Source organism: Pseudomonas sp. NFACC43 (genome assembly GCF_900119645.1).
Lineage (GTDB): Bacteria > Pseudomonadota > Gammaproteobacteria > Pseudomonadales > Pseudomonadaceae > Aquipseudomonas.
On sequence record NZ_FPKK01000003.1, the window covers coordinates 139,173 to 154,588 of the forward strand.

13 protein-coding genes and 1 pseudogene are annotated in these 15,416 nt (G+C 61.5%); 12 read left to right on the top strand and 2 right to left on the bottom strand.

What is annotated here, in order from left to right; all coding sequences use genetic code 11:
* Nucleotides 1-33: 33 nt before the first annotated feature.
* The 7 genes from mnmA to aceA all read left to right on the top strand — a co-directional run bounded on the left by mnmA (nt 34) and on the right by aceA (nt 7,692).
* Entirely contained in the window at nt 34-1,158 is a 1,125-nt protein-coding gene (mnmA, locus tag BT179_RS07515; RefSeq protein ID WP_072392860.1) for a tRNA 2-thiouridine(34) synthase MnmA, read from the top strand.
* The gene (gene hflD, locus BT179_RS07520; RefSeq protein WP_072392857.1) at nt 1,155-1,778 is read left to right on the top strand and encodes a high frequency lysogenization protein HflD; all 624 of its coding nucleotides are present in this window, start codon (nt 1,155-1,157) and stop codon (nt 1,776-1,778) included. The genes mnmA and hflD overlap by 4 nt, the downstream gene beginning before the upstream one ends.
* Nucleotides 1,779-1,902: 124 nt before the next feature.
* On the top strand, nt 1,903-3,273 hold the full coding sequence (purB, locus tag BT179_RS07525; RefSeq protein WP_072392854.1) for an adenylosuccinate lyase: 1,371 nt from the start codon (nt 1,903-1,905) through the stop codon (nt 3,271-3,273).
* Between the two features lie 83 nt (nt 3,274-3,356).
* Nucleotides 3,357-4,523 (top strand): ribosomal protein uL16 3-hydroxylase, encoded by a 1,167-nt coding sequence (locus BT179_RS07530; RefSeq protein WP_072392851.1) that lies wholly within the window; start codon nt 3,357-3,359, stop codon nt 4,521-4,523.
* Nucleotides 4,516-4,941, top strand: a complete 426-nt coding sequence (locus BT179_RS07535; RefSeq protein ID WP_072392848.1) for a GNAT family N-acetyltransferase — start codon at nt 4,516-4,518, stop codon at nt 4,939-4,941. The genes BT179_RS07530 and BT179_RS07535 overlap by 8 nt, the downstream gene beginning before the upstream one ends.
* Before the next feature lie 170 nt (nt 4,942-5,111).
* Nucleotides 5,112-5,873 carry a secretin N-terminal domain-containing protein gene (locus tag BT179_RS07540; RefSeq protein ID WP_072392845.1) on the top strand — a complete coding sequence of 254 codons (762 nt, stop codon included), beginning with the start codon at nt 5,112-5,114 and terminating at the stop codon, nt 5,871-5,873.
* 493 nt (nt 5,874-6,366) lie between these two features.
* The gene (gene aceA, locus BT179_RS07545) at nt 6,367-7,692 is read left to right on the top strand and encodes an isocitrate lyase (RefSeq protein ID WP_072392842.1); all 1,326 of its coding nucleotides are present in this window, start codon (nt 6,367-6,369) and stop codon (nt 7,690-7,692) included.
* 106 nt (nt 7,693-7,798) lie between these two features.
* Here aceA and BT179_RS27160 read toward each other — a convergent pair whose 3' ends face one another.
* Nucleotides 7,799-8,662 carry a methyl-accepting chemotaxis protein gene (locus BT179_RS27160; protein WP_371128588.1) on the bottom strand — a complete coding sequence of 288 codons (864 nt, stop codon included), beginning with the start codon at nt 8,660-8,662 and terminating at the stop codon, nt 7,799-7,801.
* Nucleotides 8,657-9,721 (bottom strand): annotated as a pseudogene (locus BT179_RS27165) (methyl-accepting chemotaxis protein); the annotation flags it as partial. The gene BT179_RS27160 and the pseudogene BT179_RS27165, both read right to left, overlap by 6 nt.
* A gap of 875 nt (nt 9,722-10,596) precedes the next feature.
* Here BT179_RS27165 and BT179_RS07555 point away from each other — a divergent pair.
* The 5 genes from BT179_RS07555 to nuoF all read left to right on the top strand — a co-directional run bounded on the left by BT179_RS07555 (nt 10,597) and on the right by nuoF (nt 15,407).
* Nucleotides 10,597-11,010 carry an NADH-quinone oxidoreductase subunit A gene (locus tag BT179_RS07555; RefSeq protein WP_030141323.1) on the top strand — a complete coding sequence of 138 codons (414 nt, stop codon included), beginning with the start codon at nt 10,597-10,599 and terminating at the stop codon, nt 11,008-11,010.
* Nucleotides 11,011-11,020: 10 nt separating this feature from the next.
* Complete coding sequence (locus BT179_RS07560) at nt 11,021-11,695, top strand: NuoB/complex I 20 kDa subunit family protein (RefSeq protein ID WP_072392835.1); 675 nt, start codon at nt 11,021-11,023, stop codon at nt 11,693-11,695.
* A 72-nt stretch (nt 11,696-11,767) separates the two neighbouring features.
* Nucleotides 11,768-13,552 (top strand): NADH-quinone oxidoreductase subunit C/D, encoded by a 1,785-nt coding sequence (nuoC, locus tag BT179_RS07565; protein WP_072392832.1) that lies wholly within the window; start codon nt 11,768-11,770, stop codon nt 13,550-13,552.
* Between the two features lie 2 nt (nt 13,553-13,554).
* A complete protein-coding gene (nuoE, locus tag BT179_RS07570; RefSeq protein WP_072392829.1) occupies nt 13,555-14,052 on the top strand; it encodes an NADH-quinone oxidoreductase subunit NuoE in 498 nt (165 codons plus the stop codon).
* Nucleotides 14,049-15,407: an NADH-quinone oxidoreductase subunit NuoF gene (nuoF, locus tag BT179_RS07575; protein WP_072392826.1), complete on the top strand. Its 1,359-nt coding sequence runs from the start codon at nt 14,049-14,051 to the stop codon at nt 15,405-15,407. Before nuoE ends, nuoF begins: the two co-directional genes overlap by 4 nt.
* Nucleotides 15,408-15,416: the final 9 nt, after the last annotated feature.

The following is a 15,416-nucleotide window of genomic DNA, read 5'->3' on the forward strand; positions in this document are numbered from 1 at the left end:
CGCGTCCTTTTTCAAGACACTCATTGAATTCCTATGCGTGATCCAGCTCCTTCTGACACCACCAAGAAGCGCGTCATTGTCGGCATGTCCGGCGGCGTGGACTCTTCCGTTTCCGCTCTCCTGCTGATCGAGCAGGGCTATGAAGTGGAAGGCCTGTTCATGAAGAACTGGGAAGAAGACGACGGAACCGAATACTGCACCGCCATGGACGACCTGGCGGACGCCCAGGCCGTGTGCGACAAGATTGGCATCAAGCTGCACACTGCCAACTTCGCCGCCGAGTACTGGGACAACGTGTTCGAGCACTTCCTGGCCGAATACAAGGCCGGCCGCACGCCGAACCCCGACATCCTCTGCAACCGCGAGATCAAGTTCAAGGCGTTCCTGGACTACGCCATGATGCTGGGTGCCGACCTGATCGCCACCGGCCACTATGTGCGCCGCCGCGACATCGACGGTCGCACCGAACTGCTCAAGGGCCTGGACCCGAACAAGGACCAGAGCTATTTCCTGCACGCCGTGGGTGGCGAGCAGATCGCCAAGACCCTGTTCCCGGTAGGCGAGCTGGAGAAGCCCGAAGTCCGCGCAATCGCCGAGAAGCATGCCCTGGCGACCGCCAAGAAGAAGGACTCCACCGGTATCTGCTTCATCGGCGAGCGGCGCTTCAGCGACTTCCTCAAGCAATACCTGCCGGCCCAGCCAGGCGAGATCAAGACCACCGAAGGCGAAGTCATCGGCCGCCACCATGGCCTGATGTACCACACCATCGGCCAGCGCCAGGGCCTGGGCATCGGCGGCCTGAAGGACGCCGGTGAAGAGCCGTGGTACGTGCTGGTCAAGGACCTGGAGCACAACGAACTGATCGTCGGCCAGGGCAACGACCATCCGTGGCTGTTCTCCCGCGCCCTGCTCGCCTCGGACATCTACTGGGTCAATCCCATCGACCTGAGCGAACCTCGTCGCCTGACGGCCAAGGTGCGCTACCGCCAGAGCGACCAGCCCTGCACCCTGGAAAAAACCGCCACCGGCTATCGCGCCACCTTCGATGATCCGCAGCGGGCGGTGACTCCCGGCCAGTCCGTGGTGTTCTACGACGGTGAAGTCTGCCTGGGCGGCGGCGTGATCGAAGTTGCAGAGCCGTGGAGTAGCAAGGCATGAGCCCGATCCAGGAACAACTGACGGCATTGGGCGGGGTGTTCCTCGCCGCCGTACTGGTGGACAGGATCGCCAAGACCGGCCAGGCCAGCGAAGCCGGCCTGAGCTGCATGCTCGGCAGCCTGCTGGTTCGCGACCCCAAGGACACCCTCGAAGTCTACGGCGGCGACGACCTGAACCTGCGCGAGGGTTATCGTGCCCTGATCGGCGCCCTGGAGCGCGAGCCCAGCGCCCTGCAACGCGAGCCGTTGCGCTATGCCCTGTCGATGCTGGGCCTTGAGCGCCAGTTGGCCAAGCGCGACGACCTGCTCGAGACCATCGGCAATCGCCTGCCGCAGATCCAGTCCCAGGTCGAACACTTCGGTCCGTCCCACGAAAACGTGATCGCCGCCTGCGGTGCGCTCTACCAGGATACCCTGAGTACCTTGCGCCAGCGCATCCAGGTGCATGGCGACATGCGCAACCTGCAGCAGCCGAGCAACGCCTCGAAGATCCGTGCCCTGCTGTTGGCCGGCATTCGCTCGGCGCGGCTGTGGCGGCAGTTGGGAGGCCACCGCTGGCAGTTGGTGATCAGCCGACGCAAATTGCTTAAAGAGCTTTACCCGTTGATGCGCAACGAATAAGTCGCCTCGACCCACTTTTGTACCTTGTCACGCGTAACACGCCGGTCAGTTGGCGACGGACCGGCGATGGTTTTCATGTATGATACGCGCCCCATTTCGTTGCCCGACTGTCCGAGAACACCCCATGCAGCTCTCTTCGCTCACTGCGGTTTCCCCTGTTGACGGCCGCTACGCCGGCAAAACCCAGGCCCTGCGCCCGATTTTCAGCGAGTACGGCCTGATCCGTGCCCGCGTCCTGGTTGAAGTGCGCTGGCTCCAGCGCCTGGCCGCCCACCCCGCCATCGGCGAAGTCCCGGCGTTCTCCGCCGAAGCCAATGCGGTGCTGAACGCCCTGGCCGAGAACTTCGCCCTGGAGCACGCCGAGCGCGTCAAAGAGATCGAGCGCACCACCAACCACGACGTCAAGGCCATCGAATACCTGCTCAAGGAGCAGGCGGCCCAGCTGCCGGAACTGGCCAAGGTCAGCGAATTCATCCACTTTGCCTGCACCAGCGAGGACATCAACAACCTGTCCCACGCCCTGATGCTGCGCGAAGGCCGCGATGACGTGATGCTGCCGCTGATGCGCCAGATCGCCCAGGCCATTCGCGAACTGGCGATCCGTTTCGCCGACGTACCGATGCTGTCGCGCACCCACGGCCAGCCGGCTTCGCCGACCACCCTGGGCAAGGAACTGGCGAACGTCGTTTACCGCCTGGAGCGCCAGATCGCTCAAGTCGCCGCCGTGCCCCTGCTGGGCAAGATCAACGGCGCCGTGGGCAACTACAACGCGCACCTGTCGGCCTACCCGGACATCGACTGGGAAGCCAATGCCCGTGCCTTCATCGAAGACGAGCTGGGCCTGAGCTTCAACCCGTACACCACCCAGATCGAACCGCACGACTACATCGCCGAGCTGTTCGACGCGATCGCACGCTTCAACACCATCCTGATCGACTTCGACCGCGACATCTGGGGCTACATCTCCCTGGGCTATTTCAAGCAGCGCACCATCGCCGGCGAAATCGGTTCCTCGACCATGCCGCACAAGGTCAACCCGATCGACTTCGAGAACTCCGAAGGCAACCTGGGCATCGCCAATGCACTGTTCCAGCACCTGGCGAGCAAGCTGCCGATTTCCCGCTGGCAGCGCGACCTGACCGACTCCACGGTACTGCGCAACCTGGGCGTGGGTTTCGCCCATAGCGTCATTGCCTACGAAGCCAGCCTCAAGGGCATCGGCAAGCTGGAGCTGAACGAGCAGAAGATCGCCGCCGACCTCGACGCCTGCTGGGAAGTCCTGGCCGAGCCGATCCAGACCGTGATGCGCCGCTACAACATCGAAAACCCGTATGAGAAGCTGAAAGAACTGACCCGTGGCAAGGGCATCAGCCCTGAAGCGTTGCAGACTTTCATCGACGGCCTGGACATGCCCGCCGAAGCGCGCACCGAGCTGAAAAAGCTCACGCCGGCCCGCTACATCGGCAATGCGGCGGCACAAGCCAAGCGTATCTGACCCATTGCCTTGCCCTGAGACGCCCGGCCGCGCCGGGCGTTTTTATTCGCGTCTGAAAAGTAATTTTTTTCAATAGGTTACACATGAATCCTGATATTCCTCTGCAACTCCTGGGCGGCATCACGGCACGGGAGTTCCTGCGCGACTACTGGCAGAAGAAACCGCTGCTGATCCGCCAGGCCATCCCTGACTTCGAAAGCCCGATCGACGCCGACGAACTGGCCGGCCTGGCCCTGGAAGAAGAAGTCGAGTCGCGCCTGGTGATCGAGCACGGCGAGCGTCCCTGGGAATTGCGTCGCGGCCCGTTCGCCGAAGACGAATTCAGCAAACTGCCAGAGCGCGAATGGACACTGCTGGTACAGGCGGTCGATCAATTCGTACCGGAAGTCGCCGAATTGCTGGAGCACTTCCGCTTCCTGCCCAGCTGGCGCATCGACGATGTGATGATCAGCTTCGCCGCCCCCGGTGGCAGCGTTGGCCCGCATTTCGACAACTACGACGTATTCCTGCTGCAAGGGCATGGCAAGCGCAACTGGAAGATCGGCCAGATGTGCGACTCCGAGAGTCCCTTGCTGCAGCACGCCGACCTGCGCATCCTCGCCGACTTCGAGGCGAACGACGAGTGGACCCTGGAACCGGGTGACATGCTCTACCTGCCGCCCCGCCTGGCCCACTGCGGCGTGGCCGTGGATGACTGCATGACGTATTCGGTGGGTTTCCGCGCGCCGAGCGCCGCCGAGGTGCTGACTCATTTCACCGATTTCCTCAGCCAGTTCCTGCCGGACGAAGAACGCTACACCGACGCCGATGCGCGCCCGGTGAGCGACCCGCATCAGATCCAGCACGACGCCCTCGATCGCCTCAAGGGCCTGCTGGCCGAACACATGAGCGACGAACGCCTGCTGCTGACCTGGTTCGGCCAGTTCATGACCGAGCCACGCTACCCGGAACTGGTGGTCGGGCCCGAGCTGGAAGAGGACGACCTGCTGGCCGGCCTGGAGCAAGGCGCGGTGATCATTCGCAACCCGAGCGCACGCCTGGCCTGGTCGGAAGTCGACGACGACCTGCTACTGTTCGCCAGCGGCCAGAGCCGCTACCTGCCGGGCAAGTTGCGTGAGCTGCTGAAGATGATCTGCGCCGCGGATGCGCTGCATATCGAAAACCTCGGCCCATGGCTGGCCGACGAAGATGGTCGCGGCCTGCTCTGCGAGTTGGTCAAGCAAGGCAGCCTGGGGTTCGCCGATGAATAGAATTCACGTTCGTGTCGCAGACTGGCAAAAGGACAACGCCGAGATCCGGCGCATTCGTGAGACCGTGTTCATTGTCGAACAGTCCGTTCCACCCGAGCTGGAATGGGATTGCGATGACCAGGATGCAGTGCATTTCCTGGCCTTCGAAGGCGATTTCCCCATTGGCACCGCTCGCCTGCTGACCGAGGGTCATATCGGCCGCGTCTCGGTCCTCAAGGACTGGCGCGGCCTGAAAGTCGGCGATGCGCTGATGCAAGCCGTGATCGCCGAAGCCGAGAGACGCGGGCTCAAGCAGCAGATGCTCAGCGCCCAGGTCCATGCCACGCCGTTCTATGAGCGCCTGGGCTTTGCCGTGGTCAGCGAGGAGTTCCTGGAAGCGGGGATCCCTCATGTGGACATGGTGCGGCACTCGGCCTGAATCCGCAGCGCGGCCATCGCGAGCTTGCTCGCGATGAAGCCCTCAAGCCTTATCAAAAAACGCCCCGCCATCCCCCGATGCCGGGGCGTTTTGCCGTCTACCATTCAACTTGCCCCACTCGGGGCCGACAAACTGGCAATATCAAGCCTTTGTCTCGCGGAGAAATGGACATGCCTCTACGCACCCTCCTGGTCACCCTGCTGCTCGGCTGCAGCCTGTCGGCCATGGCCGACACACAAATCGTGCCGCTGAACTACCGCACCAGCGCCGACCTGCTGCCGGTGGCGCAGAACTTCATCGGCAAGGACGGCCAGGTCAGCGCCTACGGCAACCAACTGATCGTCAACGCCGAACCTGGCAAGATCGAAGAACTCCGGCAATTCCTCGCCCAGTTGGATACCGCCCCCAAACGCCTGCTGATCACCGTGGACACCAACGAGAACAACCTGCAAGGCGACCAAGGCTACTCCATCAACGGGGCAGCCCCCAGCCAGACCCGCATCATCAACCGCAGCACAGCCAGCCGTGACGGTGGGGTGCAGCAGGTACAGGCAAGCGAAGGCCAACCGGCGCTGATCCAGGTCGGACAAAGCGTGCCCTTCACCAGCACCCAGACCGACACCTATGGCCGCATGCAGAGCCAGACCGAATACCGCAATGTCACCCAGGGTTTCTATGTCACCGCCAGCGTTACCGGCGAGACCGTTCATCTGAGCATCAGTACCAACCGTGACCGTATGAGCCAGGAACGTCCCGATGTAGTGAACGTCCAGAGTACCGACACAACAGTCAGCGGTCGCCTGGGGGAATGGATCACCCTGGCGGGCGTGAATCGCCAGACACAAGCCGACAAACAAGGCCTGACCCGCAGCTACTCGACACAAGGTCGCGACGACATGATTCTGCGGGTCAAGGTCGACACCCTGAACTGAAGCATCAAAAACTGACTGATGAGTCGTATTAGACCAAAGATGTAGTGGCTGAAAAAAAGCACTACAAAACGTTTGACGAGCAAAAAAACCGAAGGCATGATGGCCTCGCTCCCGCTAATCAGGGGCCCTGGCAAGGGCCTTCGGGTCGTCGCTTGCACCTACCCCGCGAGCCGATTCGTGTCTGTACCGCCCACAAGGTGTGTTTGACGAGGTTGCGACTGGAACGAAGTTGTCCCGAGGGACGGAAGCGTAACTAGGTAACCCGGCATCACTCTGAGTTCACATGAAGGCCCACGACGCCCGAATGCGCCCGCAGTTCGCCTCTACCTGCTCACTTTCCCCTCGAGCCCATCGTTCATCCCGTCGCCTCCTCGCCTGAACCGACTTGTATGCCCGGCCCCCTGGCCAGCGAGCAGCCTTCTTCGCCAATGTTTGGTGAAACCGGCAGGAGCAGGAATCTTCCACACCCGACGATGCGACGAGGTTTATTTCCATGGCACTGACACGCGAACAGCAAATTGCAGCCCTTGAAAAAGACTGGGCTGAGAACCCACGCTGGAAAGGCGTGAAGCGCAATTATTCCGCTGCTGACGTCGTCCGTCTGCGTGGCTCGGTTCAACCTGAGCACACCTTTGCGAAAATGGGCGCCGAGAAGCTCTGGAACCTGGTGACCCAGGGCGCCAAGCCATCCTTCCGTCCCGAGAAAGATTTCGTCAACTGCATGGGCGCCCTGACCGGCGGCCAGGCCGTACAGCAAGTCAAGGCCGGCATCCAGGCGATCTACCTGTCGGGCTGGCAAGTGGCTGCCGACAACAACTCCGCCGAATCGATGTACCCCGACCAATCGCTGTATCCGGTGGATTCGGTTCCCACCGTGGTCAAGCGCATCAACAACTCGTTCCGTCGCGCCGACCAGATCCAGTGGAAAGCCGGCAAGAACCCAGGCGACGAAGGCTACATCGACTACTTCGCGCCAATCGTGGCTGACGCCGAAGCCGGTTTCGGCGGCGTACTGAATGCCTACGAGCTGATGAAGAGCATGATCGAAGCAGGCGCCGCCGGCGTTCACTTCGAAGACCAGCTGGCCTCGGTGAAGAAATGCGGCCACATGGGCGGCAAGGTACTGGTGCCGACCCAGGAAGCCGTACAGAAGCTGACCGCTGCCCGCCTGGCCGCCGACGTCGCTGGCGTACCGACCATCATCCTGGCCCGTACCGACGCCAACGCCGCTGACCTGCTGACTTCCGACTGCGACCCGTACGACCAGCCGTTCGTGACCGGCACCCGCACCCAGGAAGGCTTCTACAAAGTCCGCGCCGGCCTGGACCAGGCAATCGCCCGCGGCCTGGCCTACGCGCCGTACGCCGACCTGATCTGGTGTGAAACCGCCAAGCCGGACCTGGAAGAAGCGCGTCGCTTCGCCGAAGCGATCAAGAAGGAATACCCGGACCAGATCCTGTCGTACAACTGCTCGCCTTCCTTCAACTGGAAGAAAAACCTGGACGACGCGACCATCGCCAAGTTCCAGCGCGAACTGTCCGCCATGGGCTACAAGCACCAGTTCATCACCCTGGCCGGCATCCACAACATGTGGCACAGCATGTTCAACCTGGCGCACGACTACGCCCGCAACGACATGACCGCCTACGTGAAACTGCAGGAGCAGGAGTTCGCCGACGCCGCCAAGGGCTACACCTTCGTGGCGCACCAGCAGGAAGTGGGCACCGGTTACTTCGACGACATGACCACCGTGATCCAGGGCGGCACCTCGTCGGTAACCGCACTGACCGGCTCCACCGAAGAAGAACAGTTCCACTGATCCATCGTTAAACGGCCCTTGCGGACCGAGTCAAAGCTAACCGCAAGGCCGCCAATCTGAAGCCCCGACTGGTTCGGGGCTTTTTTTCGCCGGCTTTGCGCTGTTTTCACACTTTGAAATGGCTCACCAGTTGCTGCAACTGGTTCCCCAGGCGCGCCAGTTCGATGCTGGAGGCTGCGGTTTCCTCGCTGGCCGAGGCGGTCTGCTCGGAGACATCGCGCACGCTCAAGATACTGCGACTGATGTCCTCGGCCACCGAACTCTGTTGCACCGCGGCGGCGGCAATCTGCTGGTTCATGGCCTGGATGCCGGAAACCGCCTGGGTGATATTGCCCAGGGAGGTGCCAGCCTTACCGGCCAATTCCACGCTGCTGTCAGTCAGTTCACGGCTGTTTCGCATGATATTCGAGACCTGGCGCGTGCCGTTCTGCATGCCCGCCACCAGGCTTTCAATCTCTTCGGTGGACTGCTGGGTACGCTGGGCCAGCCCGCGCACTTCGTCGGCGACCACGGCAAAGCCACGCCCGGCGTCACCGGCGCGAGCGGCCTCGATGGCCGCATTGAGGGCCAGCAGGTTGGTCTGCTCGGCCACCGCCCTGATCACGTCCATGATCTTGCCGATGCGCCCGCTTTCCTGCTCCAACTCGTTCATGGCTTCGACGGAGCGCCCGACTTCGCCGGCCAAACGCTCAATCTGGACGATGGCTTGCGCGACCACCTCGTCGCCGATACGGGCCTGTGCGTCGGCCTCCGACGCGGCTGCGCAAGCCTGTTCGGCATTGCGCGCGACTTCATGCACCGTCGCCGACATTTCGTGCATGGCAGTGGCCACCTGGTCAGTCTCGGTCTTCTGGCTATTGACCCCGGCACTGGTCTGCTCAGTGACAGCCGACAGCTCTTCGGCGGCGCTGGCGATCTGGGTGACGCCATCCCGGATGCCGCCGATCAGGTCGCGCAACGTAACGCCCATGCGCTGGATACCTTGCTGCAAGGCACCCAGCTCATCACCACGGGTCACGACCATGTCTTGGGTGAGGTCACCTGCCGCGATGCGATCAACCACTGCCAGCGTGTCCTGCAACGGCCGGGTAATCTGGCGCGTGATGATCACGGCCGCAAGAATCCCCAACAGTATCGCCAATGCAGTACAGCTCAACTGCAGGATCCGCGAACGGGTGCTTTCTTCATCCAGGTAGGCCAACTGGCTGGCATACATTTCATCCGTCAGGCGGGTGATGGTTTCACCCAGGTCGACGGTTTCCTGCACAGCCTTGCCAATGGCCTGGTTGCTGGCGGTGAAGTTCTGCACCGATTGGCGGTAAGCGATCAGCGCGGTTTCCAGTTGCTTGATGGTATCGGCATAGGCGGGGCCGAAAGCGCTGTTGAGGGTGTCGATGCTCTTGAACGCATTTTCAAGCTGGCGGGTGGCGGCCTGTTCGGTGGCGCTGTTGGGATTGCCGGTATAGCCACGCACTTCATAACGCACCAGGGCCACGTCCTCCTTGACCTTGAGGATCACCCTGTACAGGTCGAAGCGGCGCTCGTCCGAGACGGGCATGGCTTCCACATCACTGATGACCTTGGCAATCAGCGCGGCGCCTTTGACCGCGTTGGTCCCCATCTCCTTGCGCATGGCGGCGTCATTGCGATAGGCCTCGCGCATGGTATCCAGTGCCCGCTGATACTGCGCGCTGGCCTGCTCGATCAAGGCGAGCTTCTTCAGGTTTTCCGGTTTTCTCAGCTCTTTTGCCAGGCTTTTCTCCTTGGCGACAAGCTGCTCCAGCGACGCCTGGATCAATGCCCCTTTCTGCTCATCGCCCTTGTCCAACTGATATTGGAATCGAGCCCTGCGCAGATGGTCCAGACGGTCGCCGAACTCGGCAATGCTCGACATCCGGTCCGCACGCTCGATCATCTTGCCCAAGCTGAACCAGCCGGTCGCGGCGAGGATGGCGGTCAGAAACAGCACAACGGCAAAACCCAAAGCCAGCTTGAGCATAACGCTCATATTCGCGATCGGAGACTTCATGACATTCCTTGAGTAATCCCAGCCGCGAACGATGAAAACTGACGCAGCTATCTATGAAGAGGCATGTCTAACCAGCATTGATATAGATGATTAGATGAATGAACCGCAAAGATAGCCATTTGATATCACTCCTTCAAGACTTCCGTCTCCGACCCCTGCCGATTTTTTCGAGCAGCGGCATCGCTCATGCGCATCCTCCCCGGGTCACAGGCTCCAGGATGGACTGGATTGCCGGACATCGATCCGTCGCTCCTTTTTTTCACTCGTTTTCCTGGAAGCGGCCTACGCTTAGGAACAAGCCTGCCCCTGTGGAGCCAGGCTTGGCCGCGCTGGACGCAAGACAGTCTGCCTCGGGACTCATTTGCTGGCATCGCGGCCAAGCCTGGCCTCCACAGGAGCAGTGCCCCATGCAGCCTTGAGCGCCAGCGGCCCTCCTTTACGGAAACCTCAGCAGAAACTTCAGCGCAACGATAGAAAAATTGATCGAACGCAGTATTGGGCGGTCGGAAAAGGAGTAAAACGTCCGACGCTGACAATTGCAGTAGCGACGATTAAGACAGCTCCCCTCGACACGACTTTAAGTGCACATGGAGGGCGCAATACAGATAACAATAATTATCATTTGGAAGTCGTTATCATTGTTGCATTCCGCACGAAATATTATTGTTCAATAGCCGGCCAATGCCCGTCGGGCCGGGGCCGCGCGGCCCTGGAGGTGCGCCATGTCCTTATTCCAATAAATAATTTCGTGATCTGAATTTTACTTGCCCGGTGTTTAGCCATAAAATCACCGCGATTGATTGCTGCGACATATCGTCACTGCGTTATTTCTTTTCAAGCTCAGAGACCTTTGCTCTCTGTTAAGGATTTCCAGCATGCCCGAAGCGACAGGACTCATGGCCCACAACTGGGGCTTTGCCATTTTCCTTCTGGGTGTCGTCGGCCTGTGCGCCTTCATGCTCGGCGTCTCCAGCCTCCTCGGGTCAAAAGCCTGGGGACGCAGCAAAAATGAACCGTTCGAGTCCGGCATGCTGCCTACCGGTGGCGCCCGCTTGCGGCTCTCAGCCAAATTCTATCTGGTCGCGATGCTCTTCGTGATCTTCGATATCGAAGCCCTCTTTCTCTTTGCCTGGTCTGTGTCCGTCCGCGAAAGCGGCTGGACCGGATTCGTCGAAGCTCTCGTTTTCATAGCAATTCTGTTGGCAGGTCTTGTCTACCTTTACCGGGTGGGGGCACTTGATTGGGCTCCGGAAGCTCGGCGCAAGCGGCAAGCGAAGCTGAAACAATGAGGCTTTGGCAATGCAATACAATCTCACCAGGATCGACCCCGATGCTCCTAACGAGCAGTATCCGATCGGCAAGCGGGAAACCGTCGCCGATCCGTTAGAAGATCAAGTCCACAAGAATATCTTCATGGGCAAGCTCGAAGACGTGCTGAACAGCACGGTCAACTGGGGTCGCAAGAACTCCCTGTGGCCGTACAACTTCGGCCTTTCGTGCTGCTACGTGGAAATGACCACCGCCTTCACGGCGCCCCACGACATCGCGCGCTTCGGCGCCGAGGTAATCCGGGCATCGCCGCGCCAGGCGGACTTCATGGTTATCGCCGGTACGCCGTTCCTGAAGATGGCCCCCATCATCCAGCGCCTGTATGAGCAGATGCTGGAACCCAAGTGGGTCATTTCCATGGGCGCCTGTGCCAACTCCGGTGGCATGTATGACATCTATTCCGTGGTTCAGGGAGTCGACAAGTTCCTCCCGGTGGATGTCTACGTGCCCGGCTGCCCGCCTCGTCCCGAAGCGTTCCTGCAAGGCCTGATGCTGCTGCAGGAATCCATCGGACAGGAACGTCGCCCGCTTTCCTGGGTCGTCGGCGATCAAGGCGTCTACCGCGCCGACATGCCGTCGCAAAAGGCCGAGCGCCGCGAACAGCGAATCGCAGTCACCAACCTGCGCAGCCCCGACGAAGTCTGATCCAGCTCTGTTCCGTACAAGAAACGAGAAACTGGCTTCATTCTTTACGTTGACCGAAAGCGATAAATAACCATGACTACAGGCAGTGCTCTGTACATCCCGCCTTACAAGGCAGACGACCAGGATGTGGTCGTCGAACTGAACAACCGTTTTGGCCCCGAGGCGTTCACCGCCCAGGCAACCCGCACCGGCATGCCGGTGCTGTGGGTTGCCCGCGAGAAGCTCGTCGAAGTCCTGACTTTCCTGCGCAACCTGCCCAAGCCCTACGTCATGCTCTATGACCTGCACGGCGTGGACGAGCGCCTGCGTACCAAGCGCCAAGGGCTACCGAGCGGTGTCGACTTCACCGTGTTCTACCACCTGCTGTCGGTGGAACGTAATAGTGACGTAATGATCAAGGTCGCCTTGTCCGAAAACGACCTCAGCGTGCCCTCCGTGACCGGTATCTGGCCGAACGCCAACTGGTACGAGCGCGAAGTCTGGGACATGTTCGGCATCGACTTCCGCGGTCACCCGCACCTGACACGCATCATGATGCCGCCGACCTGGGAAGGTCACCCGCTGCGCAAGGACTTCCCGGCCCGCGCCACCGAGTTCGACCCGTTCAGCCTTTCCCTGGCCAAGCAGCAGCTGGAGGAAGAAGCCGCGCGCTTCAAACCCGAAGACTGGGGCATGAAGCGCTCCGGGGCGAACGAGGACTACATGTTCCTCAACCTCGGCCCGAACCACCCTTCGGCCCACGGTGCGTTCCGCATCATCCTGCAACTGGACGGCGAAGAGATCGTCGACTGCGTCCCGGACATCGGCTATCACCACCGTGGCGCCGAGAAGATGGGCGAGCGCCAGTCCTGGCACAGCTACATCCCGTACACCGACCGCATCGACTACCTCGGCGGCGTGATGAACAACCTGCCGTACGTGCTCTCGGTCGAGAAACTGGCCGGTATCACGGTACCGGACCGGGTCAACGTGATTCGCATCATGATGGCCGAGTTCTTCCGTATCACCAGCCACCTGCTGTTCCTGGGTACCTATATCCAGGACGTCGGCGCCATGACCCCGGTGTTCTTCACGTTCACCGACCGCCAGCGGGCCTACACGGTGATCGAAGCCATCACCGGCTTCCGCCTGCACCCGGCCTGGTACCGCATCGGCGGCGTCGCCCACGACCTGCCCCGGGGCTGGGAAAAGCTGGTCAAGGATTTCGTCGAGTGGATGCCCAAGCGCCTGGACGAATACACCAAGGCCGCCCTGCAGAACAGCATTCTCAAGGGTCGTACCATCGGGGTCGCTGCCTACAACACCAAAGAGGCCCTGGAATGGGGCGTCACCGGTGCCGGCCTGCGTTCCACCGGCTGCGATTTCGACCTGCGCAAGGCTCGCCCCTATTCCGGCTACGAGAACTTCGAATTCGAAGTACCACTGGCCGTCAACGGCGATGCCTATGACCGCTGCATGGTTCGCGTCGAGGAGATGCGCCAGAGCATCAAAATCATCGACCAGTGCATGCGCAACATGCCGGAAGGCCCGTACAAGGCGGATCACCCGCTGACCACGCCGCCGCCAAAGGAGCGCACGCTGCAACACATCGAGACCCTGATCACGCACTTCCTGCAGGTTTCGTGGGGCCCGGTCATGCCGGCCAACGAATCCTTCCAGATGATCGAAGCGACCAAGGGTATCAACAGTTATTACCTGACGAGCGATGGCGGCACCATGAGCTACCGCACCCGGATCCGCACTCCAAGCTATCCGCACCTGCAGCAGATCCCTTCGGTGATCAAAGGCAGCATGGTCGCGGACTTGATCGCGTACCTGGGTAGTATCGACTTCGTTATGGCCGACGTGGACCGCTAAGCATGAACAGCACGCTTATCCAGACAGACCGTTTCGCCCTGAGCGAAACCGAGCGCTCGGCCATCGAGCACGAGCTGCATCACTACGAAGACCCGCGCGCGGCGTCTATCGAAGCCCTCAAGATCGTCCAGAAGGAACGTGGCTGGGTACCCGATGGCGCGCTCTACGCCATCGGCGAGATCCTCGGCATTCCGGCCAGCGACGTCGAAGGCGTCGCCACCTTCTACAGCCAGATCTTCCGCCAGCCGGTGGGCCGCCACATCATTCGCGTCTGCGACAGCATGGTCTGCTACATCGGCGGCCACGAGTCGGTGGTCGGCGAGCTGCAGAGCAAACTGGGCATCGGCCTGGGCCAGACCACTGCCGACGGCCGCTTCACCCTGCTGCCGGTGTGCTGCCTGGGCAACTGCGACAAGGCCCCGGCACTGATGATCGACGACGACACCTTCGGTGACGTTACGCCAGCCGGCGTTGCCAAACTGCTGGAGGGCTACGTATGACCCTGACTTCCTTCGGGCCCGCCAACCGCATCCAGCGTTCGGCCGAAACCCACCCCCTGACTTGGCGCCTGCGTGACGACGGCGAGCCGGTCTGGCTGGACGAATACCAGGCCAAGAACGGCTATGCCGCCGCGCGCAAGGCCTTCACCGACATGGGCCAGGACGACATCGTCCAGACCGTGAAGGACTCGGGCCTCAAGGGCCGCGGCGGCGCGGGCTTCCCTACCGGCGTGAAGTGGGGACTGATGCCCAAGGACGAATCCATCAATATCCGCTACCTGCTGTGCAACGCGGATGAGATGGAGCCCAACACCTGGAAGGACCGCATGCTGATGGAGCAACTGCCCCATCTGCTGATCGAAGGCATGCTCATCAGCGCCCGGGCGCTGAAGACCTACCGCGGCTATATCTTCCTGCGCGGCGAATACACCACCGCCGCCAGGCACCTGAACCGTGCCGTGGAAGAAGCCAAGGCCGCGGGCCTGCTGGGCAAGAACATCCTGGGCAGCGGCTTCGATTTCGAGCTGTTCGTCCACACGGGCGCCGGGCGTTATATCTGCGGTGAAGAAACCGCACTGATCAACTCCCTGGAAGGACGCCGCGCCAACCCGCGCTCCAAGCCGCCCTTCCCTGCCGCCGTGGGCGTGTGGGGCAAGCCGACCTGCGTGAACAACGTCGAGACCCTGTGCAACGTGCCGGCGATCATCGCCGACGGCGTGGACTGGTACAAATCCCTGGCCCGCGACGGCAGCGAAGACATGGGCACCAAGCTCATGGGCTTCTCCGGCAAGGTCAAGAACCCCGGCCTGTGGGAGCTGCCCTTCGGCATCACCGGCCGCGAGCTGTTCGAGGACTACGCCGGCGGCATGCGCGACGGCTACAAGCTCAAGTGCTGGCAGCCCGGCGGTGCCGGTACCGGCTTCCTGCTGCCCGAACACCTGGACGCGCAGATGTATGCCGGCGGCATCGCCAAGGTCGGGACCCGCATGGGTACCGGCCTGGCCATGGCGGTGGACGACAGCGTCAGCATGGTTTCGCTGCTGCGCAACATGGAAGAGTTCTTCGCTCGTGAGTCGTGCGGCTTCTGCACCCCTTGCCGCGATGGCCTGCCATGGAGCGTCAAGTTGTTGCGGGCCATCGAGAATGGCGAAGGCCAGGCCGGCGACATCGAGACCCTGCTGGGCCTGGTGGGTTTCCTCGGCCCGGGCAAGACCTTCTGTGCCCACGCACCGGGTGCCGTGGAACCGCTGGGCAGCGCGATCAAGTACTTCCGCCCTGAATTCGAGGCCGGCATCGCGCCAACCCGCGCCGGCGATCTCAATCAGGTGGTCACGCCGACCATGGTCGGCGCGTAACAACGCTTA